Annotated in this window: 10 protein-coding genes; 4 read left to right on the forward strand and 6 right to left on the reverse strand. The window is 61.4% G+C overall.

What is annotated here, in order from left to right; all coding sequences use genetic code 11:
• Positions 1-16: 16 nt before the first annotated feature.
• From ubiA to CPY51_RS27230, 5 genes are all read right to left on the reverse strand, one after another.
• Entirely contained in the window at positions 17-979 is a 963-nt protein-coding gene (gene ubiA / locus CPY51_RS27210; protein ID WP_111163364.1) for a 4-hydroxybenzoate octaprenyltransferase, read from the reverse strand.
• Between the two features lie 64 nt (positions 980-1043).
• On the reverse strand, positions 1044-1796 hold the full coding sequence (locus CPY51_RS27215; RefSeq protein ID WP_111163365.1) for a MipA/OmpV family protein: 753 nt from the start codon (positions 1794-1796) through the stop codon (positions 1044-1046).
• Positions 1797-2086: 290 nt separating this feature from the next.
• On the reverse strand, positions 2087-2488 hold the full coding sequence (locus tag CPY51_RS27220) for a cupin domain-containing protein (protein ID WP_244598795.1): 402 nt from the start codon (positions 2486-2488) through the stop codon (positions 2087-2089).
• A gap of 27 nt (positions 2489-2515) precedes the next feature.
• Positions 2516-3775 carry an SAM-dependent methyltransferase gene (locus CPY51_RS27225; RefSeq protein ID WP_111163347.1) on the reverse strand — a complete coding sequence of 420 codons (1260 nt, stop codon included), beginning with the start codon at positions 3773-3775 and terminating at the stop codon, positions 2516-2518.
• Between the two features lie 144 nt (positions 3776-3919).
• Complete coding sequence (locus CPY51_RS27230; RefSeq protein ID WP_111163348.1) at positions 3920-6229, reverse strand: Tex family protein; 2310 nt, start codon at positions 6227-6229, stop codon at positions 3920-3922.
• A 190-nt stretch (positions 6230-6419) separates the two neighbouring features.
• Between CPY51_RS27230 and purD the strand changes: the two genes are divergently transcribed.
• From purD to CPY51_RS27245, 3 genes are all read left to right on the forward strand, one after another.
• Entirely contained in the window at positions 6420-7691 is a 1272-nt protein-coding gene (purD, locus tag CPY51_RS27235; RefSeq protein WP_111163349.1) for a phosphoribosylamine--glycine ligase, read from the forward strand.
• A gap of 119 nt (positions 7692-7810) precedes the next feature.
• On the forward strand, positions 7811-8227 hold the full coding sequence (locus CPY51_RS27240; RefSeq protein WP_111163350.1) for a plant virulence effector HPE1-like domain-containing protein: 417 nt from the start codon (positions 7811-7813) through the stop codon (positions 8225-8227).
• A gap of 368 nt (positions 8228-8595) precedes the next feature.
• Complete coding sequence (locus CPY51_RS27245) at positions 8596-8955, forward strand: hypothetical protein (RefSeq protein WP_111163351.1); 360 nt, start codon at positions 8596-8598, stop codon at positions 8953-8955.
• Positions 8956-8971: 16 nt separating this feature from the next.
• On the opposite strand, the gene CPY51_RS27250 is transcribed toward CPY51_RS27245, so the two are convergent.
• Positions 8972-9874, reverse strand: coding sequence for an adenylate/guanylate cyclase domain-containing protein (locus CPY51_RS27250; protein ID WP_111163352.1), 903 nt, complete (start codon positions 9872-9874; stop codon positions 8972-8974).
• 417 nt (positions 9875-10291) lie between these two features.
• Between CPY51_RS27250 and CPY51_RS27255 the strand changes: the two genes are divergently transcribed.
• Positions 10292-11437: cache domain-containing protein (locus CPY51_RS27255; RefSeq protein ID WP_146260177.1), on the forward strand; the 1146-nt coding region annotated here is incomplete at its 3' end.

Here is an 11437-nt window from a genome sequence, read left to right on the forward strand (position 1 = left end):
CATGGGATGTCCAAAGCTATCCGGGAACAGCAAGCAGCAGCGATAGAAAGAGGCCGCCGAAGATAAACGCGCCGACTTTATTGTTCGATTTGAACAAAGTCAGGCATTGCGCGCCGTCATTGATGTCGAGCACCAGGATCTGGTAGGCGAACATGCCGCCGGCGATCAGAAGACCGAGATAGGCGAAGACCCCTGCCCCCGCCATTGCAAAGGCAATCAGCATCAATATGAGCGTGACGCCGTAGAGACCGACCAGCCAGATGCGGGTCTTGTCGCCAAATAGCCGTGCCGTCGAGCGAACGCCGATGAGTTCGTCGTCCTCCTTGTCCTGATGGGCGTAAATGGTGTCGTAGCCGATGGTCCAGAGGATGGATGCTGCGTAAAGCACCACGGCGGCCAGCGAAAGACGACCGAAGATGCCAGCCCAGCCCATCAGCGCGCCCCAGGAAAAAGCAAGGCCGAGGAAAAACTGCGGCCAATCGGTGAAGCGCTTGGCAAAGGGATAGAGAGCGACGATGCCAAGGGACAACACGCCGAGGATGACCGTGAACCAGTTGAACTGCAGCAGGACAAAGAGCCCGACCAGCGCCTGGAGGCCGACGAATATCTTGGCCTGACGGCGGCTGACCCGGCCGGAAGGGAGCGGGCGGGACCGTGTCCGCGCCACCTCCATATCGATTTTGTAATCGACGATGTCGTTATAGGTGCATCCGGCGCCACGCATGGCGACGGCGCCGACGAAATAGAGCAGGAGGTGATAGACGAGCAGCTGGCCGACGAAGAGGCCGGCCTGCGATGCCGCGTCCGCGGCAAGGGTTGCCGACCAGAAGCAGGGCCACATCAACAGCTGCCATCCGATCGGCCGGTCCCAGCGGGCTAGCTGCGCATAGGGCCAGAGACCGGGGGGAAGCACGCGGTAGACCCAGTTTCCGGAAGGCGCGTCGGCGACGCGGCCATTGATATCGCCAGTGTTTTGCATGGGCAAGTAGTAGCGAGCGCCACCGGCAAAGGTCAAGCGGCGGCGCCGACGCGCCGCCGATTTCTCAATTCAGCGTGAAATTGAACTTGTAGGTGGCCGAGACACCGACGAGCAGCTGGTTGCGATCGCCCCGCTGCTTGACGAGGCTGCTGTCGGCGGCCGGGCCCTGCAGTCGGCTATATTCGATAAACGAGCTGGCGCTGAGGTTTTGCGTCGCCTGCCAGGTGAGCGCTCCGCCGACGCCGAGAGACTTCAGGCCGCCGCCCGGATTATAGCGGCTGAGACCGCTTGCCGCCGATTCGCTGGCGTTGACGCCGTAATAGGTGTCGAAATAATCGCTCGTCGCCCATGTGGCGCGCGGGCCGCCCGACAGGCGCAGGTTGGGCGCGATATCGGTGAATGCATCGATCGCCGTGTCCGCGACCAGGCCGCTATGGGCCCGAATGCCCTGGCGGAGTTCGGCACGGGCGCGCAGCCAATCGGTCGGGTAGACTTCAACGAAACCGCCGACTTCCGCGCCCCATTTGACGGGCTTCAGGCCTTTCAGCTCATGACCGTCGCCGGAATCGCGGCTAGGCACGAATTTGCCGACGATGCCGGCCCGGATCGCGCCGGTGTCGAGCAGCGAAAAGGACGGGTTGTCATTTCGAGAGGTGAAGCGCGGTCCTGCCCCCTGTTTGCCGAAGGAGATCAGCGGGGCGAACTGCAGCTTGTTATGCTTGCTGCCCTCGAACTTCGGCCCGGAGAAACCGGCGGCGCCGACGCTTAGATACCAATCGCCCGACCACCATGAGTGGCTCTGCTGGGCGCTGGCCATCGTCGCGGAGGCCAACAGGAGACTGAGAGAAAGAAACGAAGAGGACTTCGAAAACACGGATAATACCCCACAATACGCAATACAAAAGAGCCGCCATGAGCGATGGCGCCTGCCCGCAACTCACCTGTCCGATCCTTCAGACGTAATTGGTTTGCTAACCCTGTGACGGATAATCTGGACAGGTGCTCAAAATGTTCGGAAATCGAAAACAAAGGATTAAGAGCACGTCCAATGTTTTGCGAATCCGAGCAGCGGCGGGGCATTTATCCAACGAGCGACCCTGGCGCGCGCTATTCAGGGAAATGATAGACCACGTCGGCGAAGCAGCCTGTCGGGAAAACGTAGAAAAGCTTGAGAGCGACCGTTCCCTCGTTGCGCAATCCATGCTCGGCATTGCCGGGTATGAATACCGCAGAGCCGGCGGTCACAACCGTCTCGCTTCCCTCGAGCATCATGATGCCGGTGCCTTCGGTGATGAAATAGATCTCAGGCTCGGCATGCCGATGCATTTGCAGCGCGCCGCCGCCGGGCGCGAGTTCGGCAATGCCGGCGCTCATGCTGTCCGTCGGGGTTATGTCGCTGCTGAAGAGCGTGTGCCACGAAACGCTGCCGTGCACCGGATCATTCCACTCTTCCCGCGGCCGCTCGGCGGCGCTTGTGATGACCGGCTGCGTCAGTTTTGTCATGGTCATGGTCACTTTCCGGATTGGTCCAATTTCTCAGAAGAGGATCTTCTCAAGCGGCGTCCTGGTCGCTTCGAATTCCTTCAGCTTGGCTTCCCGCTCCTCGATGTAGTTTCGGTGGTCGGGAACGGCGAACTGGTTCTTCGATAGCTGTATCTGGAAAATGAAAAGCTCGTCCCAGCGGAAGCCCATTTCGGAGCCGGCGAGATAGAATTCCCACATGCGGAAGAAGCGCTCGTCGTAAAGCGCGACCGCCTCTTCCTTGCGAGCGACAAAGCGCTGGCGCCAGTGGCGGAGCGTATGCGCATAGTGCATCGGCAGGATCTCGACGTCCTTGACCAGGAGCCCGGCTTTCTCCAGCGGCGGCAGTGTCTCGCCGACCGAGGGAATGTAGCCGCCCGGGAAAATATACTTCTCGATGAAGGCGTTGGTCGCGAAGCTCGGCTTCGGGCGGCCGATCGAATGCAGCACCATGACGCCGTTATCGTCGAGCAGTTCGGCCACCTTGCGGAAGAACTTGTCGTAGTTGCCGATACCGACATGCTCGAACATGCCGACCGAGACGATGCGGTCGAACTTCTGACCGGTCATGTAGCGGTAGTCCTGCAGCTCGAAACGGACGCGATCGGACAGCCCGCGCTTGGCGGCGCGTTCGCGGGAGATCTTCAGCTGTTCTTCGCTGAGCGTGATGCCGGTGAAGTCGATGCTCGGCTCCGACTCGGCCAGGTACATGCCCATACCGCCCCAGCCGGAGCCGATTTCCAGCACCTTCTGTCCCGGCTCCACCTGCAGTTTGGCCGCGATGTGACGCTTCTTGGCCAGTTGTGCCTCATCGAGGCCGATGCCAGGCGGCACGAAATAGGCGCAGGAATACTGCCAGTCCTCGTCGAGAAAGAGGTCGAAGAGCTTGGCGGACAGGTCGTAGTGATGGGCAACGTTGTGCTTGTTGCGGTTGATCGGCATCCGGCTCTTCAGCTGCTGGATGGCGATGCGGCCGACCAGCAAGGCGGCCATGCGGACATCGAAGATTTCGTTGGTGGTGTTCCGCTTTACCAGCGAGAGGAAATCATAGATGTCCCCCTCCTCAAGGATAAACCGTCCATCCATATACATTTCGCCGAGCTTCAAGGTCGGATCGCGCCCGATCGCGTCCTCCGCCTGCTGATCGGCCACGCGTACCGCCACCAGCGGCCCCGAACCGTCGCCGAAGACGTGGGTGTCGCCAGATGCAAGGGTCAGCTTCAGCGAACCCGTCCGGACGATTTTTTTGACGATTGTATAGAGTGCCGACGCCATGGACGCCTCGCATATGATGACATGACTGTAACGGGACTTTAGCGCCTCCTTGTTTGCTGGCAAGCTTACGAAATGGTACCAAATGGTACGCTGGCAACAAGTTTGCCGGAGTGTGACATTCTTGCAATCACCAATGCTAAGTATTTATTTTCGTTTAAGGGCATCCGCCAGCGCCGCGCCGAAACTTCCCTGAGACTGGGGCTTCGGCTGGCTTTCGCGTCTGGGCGCGACATTGCGCATGGCAGCAGCGTCGCGCTGTTCACGTGGCGGCGGCGGCGTCGCGGCATCGCCGTCCTTGCGCATGGTCAGGGCGATCCGCTTTCGCTTGGCATCGATCTCGACGACACGGACTTTCACCACGTCACCGGCCTTGACCACCTCGTGCGGGTCCTTGACGAAGCGATCGGCCAGCTGAGACACATGCACCAAACCGTCCTGGTGGACGCCTATGTCGACAAATGCGCCGAAAGCCGCGACATTCGTGACGGTTCCTTCCAGCAGCATGCCGGGCTTGAGGTCAGCGATTTCGTTGATGCCGTCGGCAAATGTGGCCGTCTTGAAGCTCGGGCGCGGGTCGCGGCCGGGCTTCTCCAGCTCGGCGATGATGTCGCGCACCGTCGGCGGGCCGAACCGTTCGTCGACGAAGGCGCGGGGGTCGATGGCCTTGAGGCTGGCGCTATCGCCCATCACGGTTCGAAGATCGCGTCCGCAGGCAGCGACGATCTTCTTGGCGACGCCGTAGGCCTCCGGATGGACCGACGAGGCGTCGAGCGGTTCCTTGCCGCCTGTTATCCTCAGGAAGCCGGCGCATTGCTCGAAGGTGCGCTGGCCCAGCCGGGCGACCTTCAGGAGATCGCGGCGGGTCTCAAAACGGCCGGCATCGTCGCGATAGCGGACGATGGCATCGGCGATCGACGGTCCAAGGCCGGAGACGCGGGCAAGCAGCGGGATGGATGCCGTGTTGAGATCGACGCCCACGGCATTCACGGCGTCTTCCACGACCGCGTCCAGCGAGCGCGAGAGCTTCTGCTGGTCGACGTCGTGCTGATATTGGCCGACGCCGATCGATTTCGGTTCGATCTTCACAAGTTCCGCCAGCGGGTCCTGCAGGCGCCGGGCGATGGAGACGGCGCCGCGCAGCGAGACGTCAAGACCGGGAAATTCGAGCGCCGCGGTCTCGGAGGCCGAATAGATCGAGGCGCCGGCTTCCGACACGATGACCTTGGTTGGCTTCGGGGCCGGAAGATCGGCCAGCATGTCGGCCACCAGCTTCTCCGTCTCGCGGCTGCCGGTGCCGTTGCCGATGGAGATCAGCTCGACCTTGTGCTTGCGGACCAGGGCCGCAAGCGTTGCCTGGGTGCCGCTGACGTCGTTGCGCGGCGGGAACGGATAGACCGTGGTCGTCTCCAGAAGCTTGCCGGTCGCATCGACGATCGCGACCTTGACGCCGGTGCGGATGCCGGGATCGAGGCCCATGGTGGCGCGGGAGCCGGCGGGGGCTGCAAGCAGCAGATCCTTGAGATTGCGGGCAAAGACCCGGATCGCCTCTTCCTCCGCCCGCTCGCGCAGGTCACGCATCAGGTCGAGCGAGAGGGACATCGAAAGCTTGACCCGCCACGCCCAGCTCGCAACCTCCATCAGCCAGCGATCGCCGGGCTTCTGGCTGCCGATCTCATAGGCCGTGGCGATCATCCGCTCGACCGGCTTCGAGGGCGAGGCAATGTCGGTATCGACCTCGATCGTCAGCGTCAGGAACTCCTCGTTCCAGCCGCGCAGCATGGCGAGCGCGCGATGGCCCGGAACGGTTGCCCAGCGCTCGGTCTGATCGAAGTAGTCGGAAAACTTGGCACCGGCCTCCTGCTTGCCGTCCACGACCTTGGCGCGCAAGGTTGCGTTCTGCTTCATGTATGTCCGGAGCCTGCCAAGGAGATCGGCGTTTTCGGCAATCCCTTCGGCAACGATATCGCGGGCGCCTTCGAGCGCCGTCTTCACGTCAGCCACGTCGGCGGTGATATAACCCTCGGCAAGCACTGCCGGCTCCCGGGCGCGGTCCGCCAGAATGGCTTCGGCGAGCGGCCCGAGGCCGCGTTCGCGAGCGATCTCGGCGCGGGTGCGGCGCTTCTGCTTGTAGGGCAGGTAGAGATCCTCGAGCTCCGCCTTGGTGACAACGCCGGCGATCCTCTTCATCAGCTCGTCGGTCATCTTGCCCTGGCTGGCAATTGAATCGACGATCGAAGCGCGGCGTGCTTCGAGTTCGCGCAAATAGACCAGTCTCTCGGCGAGCGTACGCAGCTGGGTATCGTCCAATCCGCCGGTCACCTCCTTGCGATAACGCGCGATGAACGGCACGGTCGAACCTTCGTCAAGAAGCTCGATGGCGGAGACCACCTGGTTGGGCCGTGCATTGATCTCGGCGGAAATGATTGCGGAGAGGGAGCGGATATCTGCGGCCATATGATTCTCTTCATTCCAAATAAGCGTTGCGGGACCATAGCCAGACAACAAGGCAAGGCAATGTTTCGATGAGGCGCCCGAAGCCCGGTTCCACAGGATTTGCCCTTGACCTTTTGAGCCTTGCTCCTTAACCGCCAGACATCGGGAATAATCGGCAACGCGCAATGAGAGGCGCGTCGAGAGGCAAGCCATGAAAGTTCTGTTGATCGGATCCGGCGGACGCGAACATGCTCTTGCCTGGAAGCTCGCGCAATCGCCGCTTCTGACGGAATTCTACGCAGCCCCGGGCAATCCCGGCATTGCCGAGCACGCTACGCTCATCGACGTGAATACGGAAGACCATGACGCCATAGCAGTGGTCTGCCGGGAGAGGGCTATCGACTTCGTCGTCGTGGGACCCGAGGCGCCGCTGGTGGCCGGCCTTGCCGACAGGCTGCGCGCCGATGGCATCGCCGTCTTCGGGCCTTCGGCCGCCGCCGCCCAGCTCGAGGGGTCCAAGGGCTTCACCAAGGACATCTGCGCCCGCTACGGCATTCCGACCGGCGCCTACCAACGGTTCAGCAATGCTCCTGCGGCCAAGGCCTATATCCGTGCCGAGGGCGTGCCCATCGTCGTCAAGGCAGACGGGCTGGCCGCCGGCAAGGGCGTCACGGTTGCGATGACTGTCGAGGAGGCGCTCGCCGCCGTCGACGACTGCTTCGAAGGCGCGTTCGGCGAGGCCGGCGCCGAAGTGGTGATCGAGGCCTATCTCGACGGAGAGGAGGCGAGCTTCTTCTGCCTCTGCGACGGAACGCACGCTTTGGCGCTGGCAACGGCACAGGACCACAAGCGCGTCGGCGACGGCGATACCGGGCCGAATACCGGCGGCATGGGCGCCTATTCGCCGGCTCCTGTGATGACGCCCGACATGGTCGAACGCACGATGAAGGAAATCATCGAGCCGACCATGCGCGGCATGGCCGAAAGCGGCTACCCCTTTTCCGGCGTGTTCTTCGCCGGCCTGATGATCACGGCAAAGGGGCCGGAACTGATCGAATACAACGTCCGCTTCGGCGACCCGGAATGCCAGGTCCTGATGATGCGGCTGAAAAGCGACCTGCTGCCGCTGCTTTTCGCCTGCGCCAACGGTACTCTCGACAAGGCCGTGGCCGTCTGGAGCGACGATGCGGCGCTGACCGTGGTGCTGGCATCGAACGGCTATCCCGGCGCCTACGCCAGGAATACGCCGATCGCGTCCCTGCCTGGGGATACCGAAGACGCCAAGGTGTTCCACGCTGGCACAGCCCTCAAGGACGGCGTACTCGTTGCGACCGGCGGGCGCGTTCTCAATGTCACGGCGACTGGCGCAAGCGTCGGCGAGGCACAGAAGCGAGCCTATGCCCTTGTGGACCGGGTTCGGTGGGACAACGGCTTTTGTCGCCGCGATATCGGCTGGCAGGCCGTTGCGCGCGAAAAAGCATAAGAGGCGACCTATTTTCTGTCTCAAAACGCTGTTTTCGCTAAATCTTTACCTATTCCTCTGACGGGATGGAAAGGAAGGACCGCTATCGTCTGCTCAACATCGAGAGACGGAGTAGGTTCATGCGCCACATCATCCTGACTGCAGCATTCGCGCTCGTTAGCGGCGGCGCCATGGCAGGCTCCTTCCAGTCCATGGAAAGCCTGCCAGCTGGCCACAGCAGCATCAGTATCGTGTCGAAAAGCTGCGTGGACTGCCCTGCGCCCAAGGAGATCGAGGTGGCGAAGCGGCAGTATGTGGTGCCAACGTTGAAGGCCGGTACGCAAACGACCGAGGTCCGCACCATCAACGGCGAGCGGAAAGTGGTTCGCACCGAGGCATGGCTCGGCGGCTCACCTGTTGTAATGGTCTCCAACCCCTCGCCCGAAGCGCTTGCCGCTGCAGACATGCCGACCGATGGTATTGACGCAACCGCGACAGCTGCTCTGCCGCCGACGCCGAAGCCGCTCGATCTCTCCGGTTTCGAACTGCGGCAGTAAGCACTCAAAGTTCCCTGCCCCACCCGACCAAAGTTTCGGTCGACGGGGGTTCGTCGCAAGACGAACCAATGCGCCCCTGAAGAGAAGCAGGGGCGCATTTGCGTTTGGGGGTTGGCAAAGGGAGGCAGCGTGAAGGTTGCTCACCCTCTCGTTGCCCTTGTGACTTTCATTGGCCTTGGGTGAATTCCGCCCGCCCATAGATCCGGAACGCGCTCCCGGCTGCCAATAATCAGCCTATTCCTTCGCTTCGCTCAGCAGCAAAAATATCTTCCTGCAAATCGACTTTCATTGCCGAATACCGGCCGATTGACAGTTATGGTTGTGGCTAATATTGCAGGGTCCAGTAAATTCTTCAATCGGAGGTATGCGTGAAGTTTTCTGCGATTCTTGTTCTTTTGATTGGTGTCGCCACTCCCGCCGTGGCTGCAGAAACTGACCACACCTACACCTGGTCGAAGGCGCAGTGGGGTTACTACAAAAATCAACTCAGTGACCCTGAGGTCTACAACCGGACGGTTGACAGTTGTAAAAGCCAGCCCGCCACAGAGGAGGCTCTGCAAAAACTTTCAGTTGTCATGCATGTGCCGAAATCGGCGGTGAAACAGGAGTATTGCCGACGCACGCTCAAGGCATACGCGTCGGGGACGGTCACTTACGACGAATACCTGACTTACAGAACCACGCATGTGGCATCGAAGAGTCTCACCAGGGCCATTCAGGGGCACTAGCGGCGGCAAATACCACTCAGCCGCGGGTTGTCCAGCGAATGCCCGCGGCAATGGCCAAGGCGAGGAGTGGCCATATGGCCCAGAAGGTCCCATGCCAGGCCAGGAGATTGACGCTGGTGATACCCAGGCCAGCGACGGTCAACACGGCGATGCGCGTGTCGATCCGGTCCTGGCTCCGGGCCCACACCATCGCCCTTGCGACGGCCAGGGCAAGGAGCGGCCAGGCTGCCCAGAAGGTACCTTTCCACGTCAGGATGTTGATGGCGAGCAAGGCGACGGCGATCACGGCAAGCGTGCCGAGGCTTTTGGGCCGAATGCTTCGCCCTCGTCTGTCTGATTTATCCGAAACGGTTGCCCGCGGTTCCCTTACCACCGGCTGAGGCGGGGCGCTCGTGCCCTCGCCGATCCGCACGGCATAGCTCGGCACGGCGTCCGCGACGTTCTTTACCGTCAAGGGACCGAGGAAGTCGAAGCCGACGGCCACCTTGTTGCGGACCTGATCGTAAACGGTGTTGGAAATGACAATGCCTCCGGCAGCAGCCGTTGCCTGGAGCCGCGCGGCAATATTGACGCCGTCGCCGTAGATATCGTCGCCGTCGACGATGACGTCGCCGAGATTGATGCCGATCCGAAACAGCATGCGCCCGTCGCTCGGGCGTGCCGCGTTCAAGCCGGCGAGTTCGTTCTGGACATCCACGGCGCCGCGCACTGCCTCGACCACGCTCGGAAACTCCGCAATCACCCCGTCGCCCCAGGTATTGATCACCCGTCCGCCATGTGCGCCGATCAGACGCGACATGGCATCGCGATATCGTTTCAGCGTAGCAAGCGTGCCCTCCTCGTCCACTCCCATCAGGCGCGTATAGTCCTGAACATCGGCAGAGAAGATCGTCGTCAGTTTGCGCTGCGTTTCGCTCATAATATCTCGACCCTACCTCAAGTTCAGCCAGCGAAGGCAGTCTGCGTGATTGCGAGGAATGTGAAAAGCAATGGCACCATCTATACGGAAGTCAATCAGCAGCGCGAAGTAGAAATCATCTCAGGGATCAGCCTTCCGGCGCTTTGCCGTTGTCGCCTCGTCCCGTCAGGAGAAAGATCCGACAGTGTCAGCGAGACGTTGCTACCAACGGAGCGCAGGAGCCGCAATCTTTCCAGATAATTCACCACGATCACGTCTTTTATTAAATATTTATTATATGAAAGGAGCGACGTTCAGGCACCGGGAGCAGCATGTGATTTAAGCGGCGGTAGATTTGTCCGATCAATGTTCGGGCGCTCGCACAGGCGGTAGGAAACCGCGTCGGTATCGGTCATCCGTTTCCTGTTGCGAGGCATTATGAAGAATTTGAAGATAGCCCATCAGCTGTTCGCCCTTGTCGGCGTGCTCATGGCGGCTTTTGCCGTCGCCACCTTTTTCGAGATTCGGTCCCAGGCCAACTCCGTCTATGACGATCGCTTCGACATGCTGCGCACGCAGGTAGAGTCCGGCATCTCGGTGCTCAATGGCTACTATCAGCGCGAGAAATCCGGCGAGATGACCCACGAGGCTGCCCAGGCCGAGGCCTTCAAGGTCCTCTCCCGTGTCAGCTTCGCTCCGTCGGGCTACCTCTTCGGCTTCGACTTCAACGTCATCCAGCGCATTCATCCGAGCCCGGTCAATATCGGCAAGGACATGTCAACGCAGGTCGACAAGCGCGGCACCTATTTCAGCAAGGAAATGGTCGAGAAAGCCATCAAGGGCGGCGGCCGGACGGTGTATTACTGGAGCAAGCCGGGGATGCCCGATGACCAGGTATTCCTGAAGGGCAGCTATTCTGCAGCCTTCCAGCCGTGGCAGATCGTCATCGGCTGCGGCGTCTACATCGACGACCTGCAGACGCAGATCAACACGGCGATCTGGAACGCGCTGATGATCTGTGGCGTAGTCTTCCTCGTCGGCATCAGTGCCGCGATCTACTTCATCCGCAACATCTCCAAGCCGCTTGCCGACGTTCACGGGGCGCTGAAGGCGGTGGCCGACGAGGATGTCAAGATCGTCATCCCGCACACCGGCATGCACAACGAGATCGGCATGATGGCCAAGGCCACCCAGTCGCTGCAGGAAAAGATCCGCGAACGGCATGCGCTCGCCGCCCACCAGGCGGCCCAGGAGCTGGAGATCAGCGCCGAGCGCCAGCAGAATGTCCTGCAGCAGCAGGACGAGGCCAAGCTGCAGGCCCGCGTCGTCGCCACCATCGGCAATGCGCTGGAACAGCTGGCCGGCGGCGACCTTACCGTGCGCTGCGCCGACATCGGCAACAGCTATGCCGGCCTGCGCAACAACTTCAACGAGGCGCTCTCCCATCTCGAAGCGGCGATGGGCCGCGTCAACGCCAAGGGCAACGACATCGGCGTCTCCAAGGAAGAGATCCGCCGCGCCTCCAGCGAACTGTCGCAGCGCACCGAGCGCCAGGCCGCCAGCCTGGAGGAAACCTCGGCCGCA

It is taken from the genome of Arminella tubonensis, from assembly GCF_003240585.1.
Classification (GTDB): Bacteria; Pseudomonadota; Alphaproteobacteria; order Rhizobiales; family Rhizobiaceae; genus Rhizobium; species Rhizobium tubonense.

Bases quoted from the DNA above. Each gene is read 5' to 3' on its own strand.
- ubiA (WP_111163364.1), bottom strand. From the start codon at position 979: ATGCAAAACACTGGCGATATCAATGGCCGCGTCGCCGACGCGCCTTCC.
- CPY51_RS27215 (WP_111163365.1), bottom strand. From the start codon at position 1,796: ATGGCCAGCGCCCAGCAGAGCCACTCATGGTGGTCGGGCGATTGGTAT.
- CPY51_RS27220 (WP_244598795.1), bottom strand. From the start codon at position 2,488: ATGACCATGACAAAACTGACGCAGCCGGTCATCACAAGCGCCGCCGAG.
- CPY51_RS27225 (WP_111163347.1), bottom strand. From the start codon at position 3,775: ATGGCGTCGGCACTCTATACAATCGTCAAAAAAATCGTCCGGACGGGT.
- CPY51_RS27230 (WP_111163348.1), bottom strand. From the start codon at position 6,229: ATGGCCGCAGATATCCGCTCCCTCTCCGCAATCATTTCCGCCGAGATC.
- purD (WP_111163349.1), top strand. From the start codon at position 6,420: ATGAAAGTTCTGTTGATCGGATCCGGCGGACGCGAACATGCTCTTGCC.
- CPY51_RS27240 (WP_111163350.1), top strand. From the start codon at position 7,811: ATGCGCCACATCATCCTGACTGCAGCATTCGCGCTCGTTAGCGGCGGC.
- CPY51_RS27250 (WP_111163352.1), bottom strand. From the start codon at position 9,874: ATGAGCGAAACGCAGCGCAAACTGACGACGATCTTCTCTGCCGATGTT.